This window comes from Flavobacterium sp. B167r (assembly GCF_056824315.1).
This window is the reverse complement of the sequence record NZ_CP124859.1, coordinates 2,138,562-2,154,740: the sequence shown is the minus strand read 5'-3', so window position 1 is coordinate 2,154,740 and position 16,179 is coordinate 2,138,562. Positions and strand designations below refer to the sequence as shown.

The following is a 16,179-nucleotide window of genomic DNA, read 5'->3' as shown; positions in this document are numbered from 1 at the left end:
CAGATAAAAATTCAGTTTAATTTTTTTCTTCGTATTGATCAAAAACTTTTTCGTATTTTAAACTATTTGATAATAAAATTTAATGTATTTTATTATACGAAAAATGGTTTAGGCCTTTGAGTGTTAACTCAGGACCTAAACCTAGTTCTTAAAACCGAGTTGAATTATTTTAATTCAACTACAGCTCCAGCTTCTTCTAATGATTTTTTAAGACCTTCAGCCTCTTCTTTAGAAACACCTTCTTTAACGTTACTTGGAGCACCGTCAACTACATCTTTAGCTTCTTTCAAACCTAAACCTGTAAGTTCTTTTACTAATTTCACAACTGCTAATTTAGAAGCTCCAGCCTCTTTTAATACAACTGTAAATTCAGTTTGTGCTTCTTCAGCAGCACCTTCTCCACCACCAGCAGCAACTACTACAGCTGCAGCAGCAGGCTCGATACCATACTCGTCTTTTAATATTGTTGCTAATTCGTTAACTTCTTTAACTGTTAAGTTAACTAATTGTTCTGCGAATTGTTTCAAATCTGCCATTTTTTCTATCGTTTAAAATGATTTGTAAAAATTATATTTTGTTTATTGTGCGCTATTTAAGCTACAAGGAAAATTTCCTTGCAATAATTATTATGCTTCAGTTTCTTCTTCGCTACCTGCGAATTTGTTTTGTAAAGCAGAAATAATTCTTTGAGCTGGAGATTGTAATAATCCAATAAGTTCTCCAAGAAGCTCTTCTTTAGATTTAATAGTTGCTAATGCATCTAATTGATTATCTCCAATGTAAATTTCATTGTTAATGAAAGCACCTTTTAAAACTGGTTTATCAGATTTCTTACGGAAATCTTTGATAATTTTTCCAGGAGCATTAGCTACATCAGAAATGAAGATAGCACTATTCCCTGTTAAAACAGTAGGCAAATCACCATAATCATTAGCAGAAGCTTCCATTGCTTTTGCAAGCAAAGTGTTCTTTACAACCTCTAATTTGATACCTGCTTTAAAACAAGCTCTACGTAAGTTTGAAGTTGTCTCTGCGTTTAAACCAGAAATATCAGATACATAAATGATATTTGTACCAGCTAACTGCGCAGTTAAATTTTCAATCGCGATTGATTTTTCTTCTCTAGTCATACTAAAAATTTTTAACTACCAATTATACTGCTTTTGGGTCTAATGCAATAGCAGGACTCATAGTGCTTGTAAGGTGGATACCTTTAATGTATGTACCTTTAGCAGCAGTTGGTTTAAGTTTTATTAATGTTTGAATAATTTCGTGTGCGTTGTCAACAATTTGCTCAGCTCCAAAAGAAACTTTACCAATTCCTGCGTGAACGATACCAGTTTTATCAACTTTAAAGTCAATTTTACCAGCTTTTACCTCTGCAACAGCTTTTGCAACATCCATAGTTACAGTACCTGTTTTAGGGTTTGGCATTAAACCTCTAGGTCCTAAAATACGACCTAATGGACCTAATTTACCCATAACAGCTGGCATAGTGATGATAACATCAACATCTGTCCAACCATCTTTAATTTTTTGTAAATAGTCATCAAGACCTACATAGTCTGCACCAGCTTCTTTAGCTTCCGCTTCTTTATCTGGAGTAACTAATGCTAAAACTTTAACATCTTTACCTGTTCCGTGAGGTAATGTAACCACACCTCTTACCATTTGATTCGCTTTTCTTGGATCTACACCCAAACGAACTGCGATATCAACAGACTCATCAAATTTTGCAGAAGCAACTACTTTTAATAATGCCGCAGCATCTTTAAGAGAGTATAATTTGTTCTTTTCAATTTTTGAAGCAGCCTCTTTTTGCTTTTTTGTTAATTTTGCCATTTCTTTTTCTTAATTAAAAAGGAGCATCTCCTGATACAGTTATACCCATAGATCTAGCTGTTCCAGCAACCATACTCATAGCTTTCTCAATTGTGAAAGCGTTTAAGTCTGGCATTTTGTCTTCAGCAATAGTTCTAATTTGTTCCCAAGTAACGCTAGCTACTTTTTTACGATTAGGCTCACCAGAACCAGATTTTAGCTTTGCAGCTTCCATTAACTGAACTGCCGCTGGAGGAGTCTTAACAACAAAATCAAATGATTTGTCTTTGTACACAGTGATTTGCACTGGACAAATTTTGCCAGGTTTATCTTGAGTTCTAGCATTAAATTGCTTACAAAACTCCATGATATTAACCCCAGCAGCTCCTAAAGCAGGTCCAACCGGTGGCGACGGGTTCGCAGCACCTCCCTTAACTTGTAGTTTAACTACCTTACTAATTTCTTTAGCCATTTTTAAAAAATTTAACATCGTAATCAGTGGAAGCGATTACAATGGTTTATTATAGTGTAACAAAAATTATACTTTTTCTACTTGCATAAAACTTAACTCTAATGGAGTTTTTCTTCCGAAAATCTTAACCATTACCTCAAGCTTACGCTTTTCTTCATTGATTTTTTCAACCGATCCATTAAATCCGTTGAAAGGACCGTCAATTACTTTCACAGTCTCTCCAACACTAAACGGAATAGAACGAGTATCTGTATTAACAGCCAACTCATCTACTTTACCTAACATACGGTTTACTTCAGAAAGTCTCAAAGGAACAGGTTCCCCACCTTTAATCTCTCCTAAAAATCCAATAACACTAGTAATTGACTTAATAATATGAGGAATCTCACCAACCAAGTTAGCTTCGATCATAACATATCCAGGAAAGTAAACTTTATCCTTAGACATTTTCTTTCCCTCTTTTACAGTCACTACTTTTTCCGTAGGAACTAAAACTTGAGAAACATAATCCTCCATCCCTAATCTGGCAATCTCAGTTTCAATGTAAGCTTTAACCTTATTTTCTTGGCCACTTACAGCTCTAACTACGTACCATTTTTTCACATTATTATCTGCCATCACAAAAAAATTATCCTTTTAACCAGTTAAAAAATCCAGCTAAAGCTTTTGCAAAAAACTCGTCTACTCCCCATGTTGCCAAAGCGAATAAGATCGAAAATACAGCCACAACAATTGTCAATTTCTGAACTTCAGCCCAAGCTGGCCAAGTAACATTTGACTTTAACTCTTCGAAAGCCTCTGATAAATAATTAGTAACTTTTGTCATTTGATATATTTTTTATTGCACGGGCGGAGGGATTCGAACCCCCATCAACGGTTTTGGAGACCGCTATTCTACCCTTGAACTACGCCCGTAATTAAAAGCCAGTGATTTCAGTTATGAAAATCAACTGGCTTTTTATAGTTTTTTATAGGATTATCCTACGATTTCAGTCACCTGACCTGCTCCTACAGTTCTACCACCTTCACGGATAGCGAAACGTAAACCAACGCTCATTGCGATTGGGCTTAATAAAGCAACATTAATTGTCAAGTTATCTCCTGGCATTACCATCTCTACTCCTTCTGGTAAAGTAATAACTCCTGTTACGTCAGTTGTACGTACGTAGAACTGTGGACGGTAGTTATTATGGAATGGAGTATGACGTCCACCTTCTTCTTTTTTCAAGATATAAACCTCAGCTTTGAAAGTAGCGTGTGGTTTTACTGATCCTGGCTTAATGATAACCATTCCTCTTTTGATAGATTCTTTATCAATACCTCTTAACAATAAACCTACGTTATCTCCAGCTTCACCTCTATCAAGGATTTTACGGAACATCTCAACTCCTGTAATAGTAGAAGTTAATTTATCAGCTCCCATACCAATGATTTCAACAGCATCACCTGTATTAGCAATACCAGTTTCGATACGACCTGTAGCAACAGTTCCACGACCTGTAATTGTAAATACATCCTCAACCGGCATCAAGAATGGTTTAGCTACGTCACGCACTGGCTCTTCGATCCAAGCATCAACAGCTTCCATTAATTCAATGATTTTTGGTACCCAAGCAGGATCATTATTCAATCCTCCTAAAGCAGAACCTTGAACAACAGGACCATTATCTCCATCATATTCGTAGAAAGATAATAAATCTCTAATTTCCATTTCAACAAGCTCTAATAACTCAGCATCATCAACCATATCCACTTTGTTCATGAAAACAACGATTCTTGGAATACCAACCTGACGTCCTAAAAGGATGTGCTCACGAGTTTGTGGCATTGGACCATCTGTAGCAGCAACTACTAAGATAGCTCCGTCCATTTGAGCAGCACCAGTAACCATGTTCTTAACGTAATCCGCGTGACCTGGACAGTCAACGTGTGCGTAGTGACGGTTAGCAGTTTCATACTCTACGTGTGATGTATTAATAGTAATACCTCTTTCTTTCTCCTCTGGAGCGTTATCGATTTGATCAAACGATTTTGCTTGACAGTAACCAGCATCTGACAATACTTTTGTAATTGCAGCAGTTAATGTAGTTTTTCCGTGATCCACGTGTCCAATTGTACCTATGTTTAAGTGCGGTTTGGAACGATTAAAATTCTCCTTTGCCATTTTACTTAATTTTTAATCTTAGTTATATATTAATTTTCAATTTCCTACTTACTTGAGCCAATGTCGGGAATTGAACCCGAGACCTCTTCCTTACCAAGGAAGCACTCTACCCCTGAGCTACACCGGCAGAGCTTTCAATTTTAGATTTCTGACTTCTGATTTTAGATTGAATCATATCTAAACTCTAAAATCATACAATCCGAAATCAAAATTTGTGGGGAGAGCAGGATTCGAACCTGCGAAGTTCACACAGCAGATTTACAGTCTGCCCTCGTTGGCCGCTTGAGTATCTCCCCTAATTTTTCATCAATAATTGCATGAACTATTTCAAATCGCATTTGAAATTTTAGAGCCGGCGGAGGGACTCGAACCCACGACCTGCTGATTACAAATCAGCTGCTCTAGCCAACTGAGCTACGCTGGCAATTACATTAAAAAAGTCCGCTATTTCTAACGGACTGCAAATGTAGCTATTTTATCTTTTAATCAAAACATTTTTTGAAAAAAATTTCAATTAAATATGCGCTCTTATTTTTTCTTTCCTTTTTACAAGCAAACGTTCTAAAGATTCTGCCGAAAGCTCAACAGCTTCCTCAAATGTTTTACACTGTTTTTTTACCAAAAAATCGTCACCAGGAACATTAATCTTTATTTCCACCATCTTATTCTCTTTATCACTTGTTCTTTCAACTTTTAAAAAAACATCTGATGAAACCACTCGATCGTAGTATTTCTCTAGCTTACCCATTCTTTCTTGGATAAAATCGACCAATTTTCTGTCGACAGTAAAATTAACTGCATGAACATCTACCTTCATAATAAAAATTTTAGGTTTAACATTTAGAATCACTATTCACTTCTTGGATGCGCACCTATATACACTTTTTTAAGTTCCGCCAAACTGTTATGCGTATAAACCTGCGTAGACGCCAAACTAGAATGCCCTAGCAATTCTTTAACTGAATTCAAATCCGCCCCATTATTTAACAGATGAGTTGCAAAAGTATGACGAAGCACATGCGGACTTTTTTTCACCTTTTCTGAGACCCTACTAAAGTATGAATTTATTAAACGATAAACAAAAGATTCACTCAATTTTAACCCTTTTTTCGAAACAAAAAAATAGTCATAATCCACCAAACTCTCCAAACCCTCTCTCTCCTTTATATACAAATCAATTTGACCCGCAATAATTGGCAAAATTGGAATAATGCGTTCTTTATTTCTTTTTCCTAAAACTTTAATCGTATTGCCTGAACAATCAACATTTTTTATCATTAAATGAATTAATTCCGCTCGACGCATTCCTGTCACATAAAACATTTCCACAATAAGCTTATCTCGAATTTCTTCAAAATCAACAGGAGCATCTATTACAGTAAGCAAATCGCTCAATTCTTTTTCTGAAAAAGGAATCTGAACTACGTTAGGAGTTTTTAAAGATTTATGCTTCAGCATCGGACTAACCTCTATCTGCTTTGTCTTTAAAAGAAATTTATAAAAAGCTTTTAAAGACGCCATTTTTCTATTAACAGAAACATTTGAAATATCCTGATCAACCAAAGAAACAATCCAACTTCTGACCTGACTATAATTTACCAAATCAATACTTTCCTGATCAAAAGATTCTTTCACAAAAGACTCAAAAGAAATTATATCACTCAAATAAGCCCCAACAGTATGCGAAGAATATTTTTTTTCCAACAAAAGATAATCAGAGAAAGCTTCTTTATTCGTTTTCATAAAATCTAAATATTAGGCATAAAAAAACCGTTAGCATCAAAATTAAAACATTTTGACCACTAACGGTAATTGTTTTTGAAAAGCTAATACTAACTCTCTAAACTATCTTTCAAGCCTTGGATGTAAGCAGCTTTTTGAATTTGAGCTCTTTTGATAACAGAAGGCTTAATAAAAGCAGTACGTGCTCTTAATTGACGAACAGTTCCTGTTTTATCAAATTTTCTTTTATAGCGCTTTAATGCTCTATCGATATTTTCTCCGTCTTTAATTGGTATAATTAACATAATATAGACACCTCCTCTCGTTAAGGGTGCAAAGGTATGTATTAATTATGAATTATGAGTTATAAATTATGAATTATTTTTTCTAGGATGAAAACAGAAAAACAAAACCAATTATTAAACTCTTTATTTTAATAAATTTCTAGAGATAACAAGCTTTTGAATTTCAGTTGTTCCCTCTCCTATGGTACATAATTTAGAATCTCTATAGAATTTTTCTACAGGAAAATCTTTAGTGTAACCATAACCTCCATGAATTTGAACGGCATCATTTGCGATTTTAACACATGCTTCTGAAGCATACATTTTTGCCATAGCACCTAATGTTGTTACGGGTTTATGTTTTTGTTTTAAGAAAGCCGCTTTATGAAGCAATAATTCTGAAGCTTCAATTTCTGTTGCCATATCTGCCAACTTAAAAGAAATTCCTTGAAAATTGCTAATTGGCTGTCCAAATTGATGTCTTTCTTTTGAATATTTCAATGCGGCTTCATACGCTCCTTTTGCAATTCCTAAGGACAAAGCTCCGATAGAGATTCTTCCTCCGTCTAGAATTTTCATAGCCTGAACAAAACCTTGACCAACTTCTCCTAATCTATTTTCATCTGGAACGCGGCAATTATCAAAAACCAATTCAGCGGTTTCGCTTGCTCTCATTCCTAATTTATTTTCTTTTTTACCTGATGAAAAACCTTTCATTCCCTTTTCAAAAACAAAAGCCGTCATTCCTTTAGAATCACCTTTTTCGCCAGTTCGCACTATAACGACAGCAATATCACCAGAGATTGCGTGTGTAATAAAGTTTTTGGCTCCGTTTACAATCCAGTGGTCTCCATCTTTAACGGCTGTTGTATTCATTCCACCAGCATCAGAACCGGTATTGTGCTCTGTTAATCCCCAAGCGCCAATAAATTCGGCACTAGCTAGTTTTGGAAGCCATTTTTTCTTTTGCTCTTCGTTTCCAAAAGTTAAAATATGATTGGTACACAAAGAATTATGCGCCGCAACAGACAAACCAATTGAAGGATCTACTTTTGAAATCTCTTCTATAACTGTAATATATTCGTGATAACCTAAACCTGAACCGCCATATTCTTCTGGAACTAAAACGCCCATGAAGCCCATCTCGCCAAGTTGCTTAAACAACGGAATTGGAAAAATCTGCGTTTCATCCCATTCCATTATATAAGGTCTAATATTTTTTTCTGCAAAGTCTTTTATAGACTGCGCAATCATTAGTTGTGTTTCGTTGTAATCAAAGTTCATGAGTTAGTTTCTTTTAGAACTCCAAATATAAACTAATTATTTTTGCTTTTTCAACAGGAAAATCTTTAATTTTTGCTAAATCCTCAATATTATTAAAATTTCCGTTCATACTTCTATATGTTACTATTTGTTTTGCAAGTCCATATTTAAAGTATGAAAATTGTGCTAATTCTTTTAATGACGCCTCGTTTACATTTATTTTCTTCAAATTTGAAGGAGGCACAGCTTTAAAATGAATATTTAATTCATTAATAACTTCTGGCGAAAGCCCCCAAATATCTTTCATCTGTTCCATTGATACAAACGAGCCCAGAATTTCTTTTTGTTTTAGAATTCTAGAAGACAGCCCTTCTCCTATTCCGTAAACTTTCATCAAGTCTTCTTGAGTTGCCTCATTAATATCCAATATTACAAGCTTTTCTTTTTTAGGAAAATTCATTACATTAAATACTTTTTTCTCAGTACCATAATTATTTTTATTCTGTTTCCAATCTGGAAATTTAAATAGAGGAGAAATTTTATTTAATAATGAATCAGAAACACCAGTGATTTTTTGAAATTCTTCTGCTGAGTTTACATATTTATTTTCTTTACGAAATGCCATTAAACGATCAATCTCTTCTACCGACATTCCAAGCTTGTATCCTTTATAATCAGAAATAAAATTTGGATTGAAAGGATAATTAACCGGCTTTGTACTTTTATTGGCCAATTTCTCCTGATCAATTTCTGATTGCAGAGCTAGCCATTGCTCTTTCTCTGTACTCTTCGTTTGAGAGGTACTAAAATCAGACAAAAAATAAAACAACTGCAATATAATCATTACAACAAAAAGCATAAAAAGACCTACACGCTGTTGTTTTGTAAAATGAAAGTATTTATTTAAAGATTTAAAATTCATAATAGGAATTACTTTTTAAAATTAAAGAAAGAAAAATCTTTCAAATTTATTAAGAAAATTAGTAAGAAAAATATCTTTTAAAAAATTATCGAATCTTTCATAAATGACCAATTAATTTAATGAATATCAATACTTACAGAAGCTTTCTTACGACTACTGTAAAAAAAACAAAGATTTTATAACTTAAAACATGATAATTGTTTTTATTTTTTACAAAAAACAATACATTTGGAGCTTAATAACAAATAAACCAATAAAATAATATGTCAATTTGGAGAGTTAAACCTATATCAGCCTTTGAGGCCGATATGAAAAAAAGTGATTTAAAGAGAGTCCTAGGAAAATGGAGCCTTACTGCCATTGGTGTTGGTGCCATTATCGGTGGAGGAATTTTTGTACTTACAGGTACTGGGGCTTATTATCATGCAGGTCCAGCATTAGCAATTTCGTTTATCATCGCAGGTATTGCTTGTGTTTTTGCGGCTCTTTGCTATTCTGAATTTGCTTCCATTTTACCTGTTGAAGGATCTGCTTACGCATATGCTTACGGTACTATTGGAGAAGTTTTCGCCTGGATTATCGGATGGGGACTAATTCTCGAGTATGCAATGGGATCGATGACTGTTGCGGTTTCCTGGTCCGGATACTTTAATAAATTGCTCAAAATATTTCATATTCACCTTCCTGATTGGTTAACTACAGATCCTGCAAGTTATACGGGAGAAGGTTTTTCTATGAATCTTCCAGCTTTCTTGATCGTCATTTTAGTTATTTCATTACTTATTAAAGGAACAAAAAGTGCAGCAAAAGCAAATAATGCAATTGTTATTCTTAAAGTAGCTGCTGTAATCTTTGTAATTATTGCTGGTCTTTTCTTTATTAATACAGCAAACTGGAGTCCGTTTATTCCTGAAGCAACTCAAATTATTGAAAAAGAGACCACTCACAATGCTTACGGAATTGGAGGTATTGTTTCTGGAGCAGCTGCTATTTTCTTCGCATATGTTGGTTTTGATGCTGTTTCTACACAAGCAGGAGAAGCTATTAATCCTAAAAAAGATGTTCCTTTTGCAATTATCGCTTCTTTATTAATTTGTACTACTTTATACATTCTAGTTTCTTTAGTATTAACAGGAATGATGAATTACCAAGACTTTAACCCACTAGGAAAATATCCTGAAGCTATCAAAGCTCCTGTTGCTTATGCGTTTGATATTGCAGGACAAGGCTGGGCTGGTTCTATTATTACTGTTGCAGCAACTATCGGTTTGGTTTCTGTATTAATGGTAATGATTATGGGACAATCTAGAATTTTCCTTGGAATGTCTAAAGATGGCTTAATTCCGCAGGTTTTCTCTAAAGTAAACCCTATTTCTGGAACTCCAAAAACGAACTTAATGATTCTTGGTGGTGTTATCGCAACTGTTGCTGCTTTTACTCCAATCAACAAATTGGCTGATATGACAAGTTTTGGTACTTTGTTTGCCTTTACGATGGTGTGTATCGCTGTTTGGATTTTAAGAGTAAAACAACCAGGCTTAACAAGAACTTTTAAAGTTCCTGCTTTACCAGTAATTGCAGTTTTAGGAATTGCAATCAATTCTTATTTGATTTTTAATCTAAGTAAAGATGCACAGTTATTATCTTTTGGATGGCTTCTTATTGGTATAATTGTATACTTTGGATATAGTAAGAAAAGATCTAGACTTAACAATACAACAGAAGAATAATTGAATACAACTTCATAAAAAAAGCTCCAAATTAAATTTGGAGCTTTTTTATAAATCAAATACTGATGTTCTTTTTGAGCGAATTAAATCTTTTAGCCTGATCCAAAAAGCAAGAGTTAAATAAACTCCAAATCCTAAACCGGCTGTAACAAAAGAAATATAGATAAAAAACAATCGCACACTTGTTACACGCATTCCGAGTTTATCTGCTAGTCTTGAAGAAACATGAAAACCATATTTTTCAAAAAAGAATTTAAGTTTTAAAATTGCTGACATTTCTTTTTTAGATTTTAGATTTACAAAAATAAGAATTATCTAATTATCAAATTTTCTAATTCACTAATTATTTTTAAGCAATTCTATTCCTATTCCACATTTTAGGCAAGCTTTGTGTTCACAATATTCATTTTTAAGTTCTAATAATGTCTGACTTTCAAATGCTGTTTTTGACTTGACACCAAACGAATTAAACTTATCAATAATAGCATTTTTCTCTGAAATGACTTCATTCATAAAATCAATTAAATCTTCAGCAATTGACTCGCCCATAATACTTGAATAAGCAAATTGAAGCGGTATAATCGTATTTATAATTAGTAGATCTATAAATGATTTAGAAAGCATTTTAGATTTCTTTGGACTTTCCTTATCAAACTGATAATGATTTCGCCAATACGAGCTTGCAGATACATTTAGCAAATGACATACAGCATCAGCAGATTTTAAATCAATAATTTTTGAAAATAGATTTTGATGTTTATGATACAAACCTGCTAATTGGGAAAGTCTAATTGTAGGGAAATTATCTGGACGAAGTTTAAAAAACTGAAGCGGTTCTGTATATGTTTTTTCTATTTGATATTTATGCAACAAATAAAAATAGCGAAACTTAAGATCTTTATAATAAACATCTTCTTTTTCTACTTCTAATAAATTTGAAGTTCCAAAAAGGAGGGCTTCTAAATTTTCGACTTCAAAACTTTCTTTTCTGATTATTGAAAACGGAATAGCCTTAGAGATTTGAAGAAAGGAATTCCCATTTGTATTCAAACCAAAATTCTTCGCTAAAAGGCAAAATAAGACGGCTTCCCAATCTTGATTGGTATCTTCTAATAATTGATATATAAACTTTGATTTTCGCTCTAAGCGTTCAAAAAATAATCTTTCCTGCCAGTTTTTAAAAACAAAGCTGTCGATTTCTTTTAATTGCCTTTCGCAAGAAATCCAAGTTTTTGGAGCAATTAATGCATTGTAGTTTTCGATTATTTCTTTTGAAACATAATCTTTAAGAACTAAAACAGGAATCTCAGTATTATCCTCTCTGAAAATAGCGGTATCATTCTCCCAAACAACATGAAGAATTACATTTTTATAAGCAGGATCTTTCTCATGATTGTGCAAATACCAGTCTGACGATTTTAAATGGATTTCTACATTGCCTGCCCATTTTTGATTTCCAATTTCAATATGAGCATTAAAAAAATCAGGCCCTGCAAGTTCCAGATAATCCCCAAACTTAAGAATAGTTATCAATTCGCCTTGAGCCGATCTTAAATTCAAGCTATCAAATTTCTTGAATTTCCAGAGATAATGAAGGAAGTCTTCTTTCATTTTAGATTTTATAGTATAATTACAAAATCTAAAAGTAATTCATTTTTTAATATTATTCTTACAAAATAAAATATTTAACGGAGCATATATAACTTAGCACAAGCTCTTGCGTCTGACAAAGCTTCGTGGTGATTTAGCTGAATATCCATTTCGCGACAGCAATCACTTAATTTTGTAGGCTTTACACCTTTTGCCTTGTAGATTTTTACCGTACATTCCCATTTTGTGGCAATATTCAAATCCTCATAATTTAAACCATGAAGCAACATTGTTTTCATTAAAACGTTGCGGTCAAAACTTTCATTGTGCGCAACTACAACTCTATTTTTTAGTCTCTTTTCAATTTCGGGATAGATTTGAAAGAAAGATTTTGCGTTGATGGTATCTTTTGGATAAATGCCATGAACACGAATCGTAAAAGGATTGTAAACGTTATTTGGTGGCTTTATTAAAGTCACATATTCATCAACGATAATTCCGTTTTCAACGGTCACAATACCTACCGAACAGGGATGATATCCTGTTGCAGTTTCAAAATCAATAGCAGTAAAATTCATTTTATATTTTTAAAAGACAAATCCATAAACCTAATTGTTTTACAATAAGATTTATGGATTATTTATTATTTACAAAGGCTTATTTTATTGAGCCAATAATATCATATTTAGTAATGATATGGTGATTTCCATTTCCTAAATCAACCAAAACAGCATCATTTTCTTTGCTAAAAAGTTTTGAAACTTCCTCAATTGGTGTTCCTAATTTTACAATTGGGAAAGGTTTGCCCATCACCTCTTTTATTGGTTTTTCTGCAACATTTTTATCCGCCACATAGCTTCTAAATAAATCTGTTTCATCTACAGAACCAACAAATCCATTGATGTCTACAACTGGAATTTGCGAAATTTTATATTTACGCATACGCTCAATAGCGTGTGAAACCAATTCTTCTGTACGAACAACGATTAACTCTTTATCAATATGATCTTTGATGACATCTTCTGCTTTTGTTACGTTTTCTTCTAAGAATCCGCGCTCGCGCATCCAGTCGTCGTTAAACATTTTTCCAACATAACGGCTTCCAGAATCGTGAAATAATACCACAACAACATCTTCCGGTTTAAAATGTTCTTTCAGCTGTAACAAGCCTTTTAGACAAGCTCCTGCAGAATTCCCAACAAAAATACCTTCTTCAAGCGCAATCTTTCTAGTATAGACAGCTGCGTCTTTATCGGTTACTTTTGTGAAACCATCAATTAGAGAAAAATCAACATTTTTAGGCAGAATATCTTCTCCAATACCTTCTGTAATATAGGAGTAGATTTCATTTTCGTCAAAAATTCCTGTTTCGTGGTATTTCTTAAAAACAGAACCATAAGTATCAATTCCCCAGATTTTAATATTCGGATTTTGTTCTTTCAAGTATTTTCCAACTCCAGAAATAGTTCCTCCTGTTCCAACACCAACAACAAAGTGTGTAATTTTTCCTTCAGTCTGTTTCCAGATTTCTGGCCCAGTCTGCTCATAATGCGCCAATGAATTTGACATATTATCGTACTGGTTTACGTACCAAGAATTTGGCGTTTCTTCTGCCAAACGCCTTGAAACCGAGTAATATGAACGTGGATCTGTAGGCTCAACATCTGTAGGGCAAACAACAACTTTTGCACCAACAGCACGAAGAATATCCATTTTTTCTTTAGACTGTTTGTCTGAGATTACACAAATTAATTTGTAGCCTTTTACGATTGCCACAAGTGCAAGTCCCATTCCTGTATTTCCAGAAGTTCCTTCAATAATAGTTCCTCCAGGTTTTAGTCGGCCATCTGCCTCTGCATCTTCAATCATTTTTACAGCCATTCTGTCTTTTACAGAATTACCAGGATTAAAGGTTTCGACTTTTGCCAATACTAATGCATCAATTTCAGCAACAATTTTGTTGAGTTTTACCAATGGTGTGTTACCAATTGTTTCTAAAATATTATTTGAAAAGTCCATTTTTATTTAAGTTTTATTAGTGGTTCTAAATAAAAAAATAAGCCGGTTTTTATTGGAAGAAATTCCAAACCAGACCAAAACGCAATACAAAATCACGATACGGATTATGAGGCGCCGAGTAATAATTGCTTTGTGTAAAAGCCGCATTAAAGTGCTCTGCTCTTAAATAAAAACGTGTCTGGCGTATTCTAGCATTTACGAAGAAATCGAATGTTGCAAAACCACCTATTTTTTTATCCTGCTGCACAAAGAATTCAGAAATAACAGGGTTATAATCATCTCCGTAATATTTAGTAAGATAATTAAATACAATACCTGTTTGAAGAAATAACGCTTTTTTGAACAAGTGATTAGAATAATAAAATGTATTTCTAGTTACAAAATCAGGCACATTTAAAATTAAATCTGATTGATCTACTTTTTGATACAAAAGTGTGTTATCTAACGCAAAAGGTCCGAATTTGAACTCTCTGCTTACTTTTATCTCTAAATAATTAATTGCGTTTCCGTACTGCAATGGTTTAACGATCTGCTGGCCTGCTGCTTTTTGTTCAATTGAAGCATCATCTTTAAAATACAAATGATCGTTCAATACTGTATATTGAACTTGTCCTGTCAGCCAAGGAGTTGTGATTTCTGCACTTAGCGTATTAATTTTTTCGTTTTTAAAATCATTAGACCAATTGTACGAAATCCAGCTGCTTTGGTACAAATTATAATTGTTATTAGGCAGTTTATTGATGTTACGATATCTAAAGTCAAACTTAATTTTTTCGCTCATATCATATCGCAGTTTAGCATCTAAATCTGAAAGCGACTGATTGGTAATTGATCTTGAATACAAAAATCTACCATTCCATTTGTTTTTTTGATATTCGTATTGAGCGCCAAAATTATTAAACTGCAAGTACAAATTGTCTGGAATTGCACTTCCATCTGTATCAACAATAACTCTATTATATTTATAATTAGATCTATAATCATCAACAAAAAATATGAATTTACCTAAAAGCGAATTTTCATAAGCCGCTCCAACTTTGTTATAAAGCCTTTCATATTTAGTCTGATCATTAATATTACTTGCCGCATAAGACTCTCCAAATCGCTGTACACGTGTTGAAGATCCATTGTTGTCGGTTATGGTCGAAATTACAGTTGGCTGTTTATATTCATAAGCTTTATACTCGTAATTAAATTGATGCGTTATATATAGATTATTGCTTCCTTCACTTGGATTTATTCTAAAAGCATGATCAAAAAACAATCTTCTTCCTTTTAAAAATGATTCGGCATCGGTTAGATAAACCTGTAATCTTTGTCTATTTTTATAATCATTATTATCGCTTTCAAAATCAGCATCGTTCGTTATACCGCCATTTTCCTCATTCATAATATCCTGATTCGTAAAATGCGCATTTATTGCATATCTTTTCTCAGTTGTTGCATAACTAGTTGTTATCCTTAAATTACCGGCACTAACTAATTGATTATTATAATCTCCTTCAGATCTTAGTCCTTTATAAGCAATTGAGAAATTAAGGTTTTTAGAAGCGTTTAATGTGATAAAAGAATCTACGTTCTGACCTTTTTTTATAGTCGTATTAAAAAACAACTCAGTAAGAGGCGTTGCAACAGAGTAATATCTAATTTGATCCGCTTGCATATAAAGAGAATGTTTTCCGCTGAAACCAATTTCAGGATATGGAGAAAAACTTGTCAAACTGTATTGCAGTGTACTTATAGGCTGCCCAATATTAGAAAACTCCATAAGTCCAAAAAGATCCTTTCTGAGATGATTTTGTTTGTATGCACTTTTAAGCGTTAGCGAAGTATCAGCATAAATTGTATCATGTTCTAAAGTGACAATTTTGTACTGGTCTATTTTGGCTATTTTTTGTTTTTTCTTTTTTACGCTATCTGTAATACTAGAATATTCCGTATTCATATCTAAATTATTTTTAGAAGCAGTTTTTTTTTCTTGCGAAAACAATAAAGTTGGAATAACTAATAGATATAGAAAAATGAATATTCTCATTTGATGGCTTTGTATAAATTTATTTTGACAAAATTTGCTAAGCAAAGGTAAATTAAAAAACAAATAAATAAAAAAACACTTCATTTTATACAATTGCCTTGGCTGACAGTACGAAAACGAATATTTTTGCTGAAAATTTCATCTAATTTGTTATTTA

At 33.2% G+C, this 16,179-nt stretch carries 18 protein-coding genes and 4 tRNA genes; 1 reads left to right on the top strand and 21 read right to left on the bottom strand.

The features are described 5' to 3' along the window. Positions 1-164: 164 nt before the first annotated feature. The 16 genes from rplL to QLQ96_RS09670 all read right to left on the bottom strand — a co-directional run bounded on the left by rplL (position 165) and on the right by QLQ96_RS09670 (position 8,585). Positions 165-536 carry a 50S ribosomal protein L7/L12 gene (gene rplL / locus QLQ96_RS09745; protein WP_007807437.1) on the bottom strand — a complete coding sequence of 124 codons (372 nt, stop codon included), beginning with the start codon at positions 534-536 and terminating at the stop codon, positions 165-167. Between the two features lie 90 nt (positions 537-626). After that, positions 627-1,130 carry a 50S ribosomal protein L10 gene (rplJ, locus tag QLQ96_RS09740; RefSeq protein ID WP_017496726.1) on the bottom strand — a complete coding sequence of 168 codons (504 nt, stop codon included), beginning with the start codon at positions 1,128-1,130 and terminating at the stop codon, positions 627-629. A gap of 22 nt (positions 1,131-1,152) precedes the next feature. Next, the gene (gene rplA, locus QLQ96_RS09735) at positions 1,153-1,842 is read right to left on the bottom strand and encodes a 50S ribosomal protein L1 (RefSeq protein ID WP_017496725.1); all 690 of its coding nucleotides are present in this window, start codon (positions 1,840-1,842) and stop codon (positions 1,153-1,155) included. 13 nt (positions 1,843-1,855) lie between these two features. Beyond that, positions 1,856-2,293 (bottom strand): 50S ribosomal protein L11, encoded by a 438-nt coding sequence (gene rplK / locus QLQ96_RS09730; RefSeq protein ID WP_008466923.1) that lies wholly within the window; start codon positions 2,291-2,293, stop codon positions 1,856-1,858. A gap of 66 nt (positions 2,294-2,359) precedes the next feature. Further along, positions 2,360-2,911 (bottom strand): transcription termination/antitermination protein NusG, encoded by a 552-nt coding sequence (gene nusG / locus QLQ96_RS09725; protein ID WP_482496480.1) that lies wholly within the window; start codon positions 2,909-2,911, stop codon positions 2,360-2,362. Positions 2,912-2,921: 10 nt separating this feature from the next. Next, entirely contained in the window at positions 2,922-3,119 is a 198-nt protein-coding gene (gene secE, locus QLQ96_RS09720) for a preprotein translocase subunit SecE (RefSeq protein WP_008466927.1), read from the bottom strand. Positions 3,120-3,137: 18 nt separating this feature from the next. Beyond that, a tRNA-Trp gene (locus QLQ96_RS09715) sits at positions 3,138-3,208 on the bottom strand. 61 nt (positions 3,209-3,269) lie between these two features. After that, on the bottom strand, positions 3,270-4,457 hold the full coding sequence (gene tuf / locus QLQ96_RS09710) for an elongation factor Tu (RefSeq protein WP_056205346.1): 1,188 nt from the start codon (positions 4,455-4,457) through the stop codon (positions 3,270-3,272). Between the two features lie 55 nt (positions 4,458-4,512). Continuing rightward, positions 4,513-4,584: transfer RNA gene (locus QLQ96_RS09705), tRNA-Thr, on the bottom strand. Between the two features lie 88 nt (positions 4,585-4,672). After that, a tRNA-Tyr gene (locus QLQ96_RS09700) sits at positions 4,673-4,753 on the bottom strand. 54 nt (positions 4,754-4,807) lie between these two features. Further along, a tRNA-Thr gene (locus QLQ96_RS09695) sits at positions 4,808-4,881 on the bottom strand. Positions 4,882-4,971: 90 nt separating this feature from the next. Further along, on the bottom strand, positions 4,972-5,274 hold the full coding sequence (hpf, locus tag QLQ96_RS09690; protein WP_125722466.1) for a ribosome hibernation-promoting factor, HPF/YfiA family: 303 nt from the start codon (positions 5,272-5,274) through the stop codon (positions 4,972-4,974). A gap of 32 nt (positions 5,275-5,306) precedes the next feature. Beyond that, the gene (locus QLQ96_RS09685) at positions 5,307-6,200 is read right to left on the bottom strand and encodes a tyrosine-type recombinase/integrase (protein WP_482496479.1); all 894 of its coding nucleotides are present in this window, start codon (positions 6,198-6,200) and stop codon (positions 5,307-5,309) included. An 89-nt stretch (positions 6,201-6,289) separates the two neighbouring features. Beyond that, entirely contained in the window at positions 6,290-6,484 is a 195-nt protein-coding gene (gene rpsU, locus QLQ96_RS09680; RefSeq protein WP_026730435.1) for a 30S ribosomal protein S21, read from the bottom strand. A 123-nt stretch (positions 6,485-6,607) separates the two neighbouring features. After that, the gene (locus QLQ96_RS09675) at positions 6,608-7,747 is read right to left on the bottom strand and encodes an acyl-CoA dehydrogenase family protein (protein WP_482496478.1); all 1,140 of its coding nucleotides are present in this window, start codon (positions 7,745-7,747) and stop codon (positions 6,608-6,610) included. 13 nt (positions 7,748-7,760) lie between these two features. Then, a complete protein-coding gene (locus tag QLQ96_RS09670) occupies positions 7,761-8,585 on the bottom strand; it encodes a ComEA family DNA-binding protein (RefSeq protein ID WP_482496477.1) in 825 nt (274 codons plus the stop codon). A gap of 326 nt (positions 8,586-8,911) precedes the next feature. On the opposite strand from QLQ96_RS09670, the gene QLQ96_RS09665 reads away from it, so the two are divergent. After that, positions 8,912-10,378 (top strand): APC family permease, encoded by a 1,467-nt coding sequence (locus QLQ96_RS09665; RefSeq protein WP_482496476.1) that lies wholly within the window; start codon positions 8,912-8,914, stop codon positions 10,376-10,378. Between the two features lie 48 nt (positions 10,379-10,426). Here QLQ96_RS09665 and QLQ96_RS09660 read toward each other — a convergent pair whose 3' ends face one another. From QLQ96_RS09660 to QLQ96_RS09640, 5 genes are all read right to left on the bottom strand, one after another. After that, entirely contained in the window at positions 10,427-10,654 is a 228-nt protein-coding gene (locus QLQ96_RS09660; RefSeq protein WP_008466940.1) for a PspC family transcriptional regulator, read from the bottom strand. Between the two features lie 63 nt (positions 10,655-10,717). Continuing rightward, positions 10,718-11,989, bottom strand: a complete 1,272-nt coding sequence (locus QLQ96_RS09655; protein WP_482496475.1) for a DUF2851 family protein — start codon at positions 11,987-11,989, stop codon at positions 10,718-10,720. A 74-nt stretch (positions 11,990-12,063) separates the two neighbouring features. Beyond that, on the bottom strand, positions 12,064-12,546 hold the full coding sequence (locus tag QLQ96_RS09650) for a 3'-5' exonuclease (RefSeq protein ID WP_482496474.1): 483 nt from the start codon (positions 12,544-12,546) through the stop codon (positions 12,064-12,066). Between the two features lie 79 nt (positions 12,547-12,625). Continuing rightward, positions 12,626-13,987, bottom strand: a complete 1,362-nt coding sequence (locus QLQ96_RS09645; RefSeq protein ID WP_482496473.1) for a pyridoxal-phosphate dependent enzyme — start codon at positions 13,985-13,987, stop codon at positions 12,626-12,628. 49 nt (positions 13,988-14,036) lie between these two features. After that, on the bottom strand, positions 14,037-16,022 hold the full coding sequence (locus QLQ96_RS09640) for a putative porin (protein ID WP_482496472.1): 1,986 nt from the start codon (positions 16,020-16,022) through the stop codon (positions 14,037-14,039). Positions 16,023-16,179: the final 157 nt, after the last annotated feature.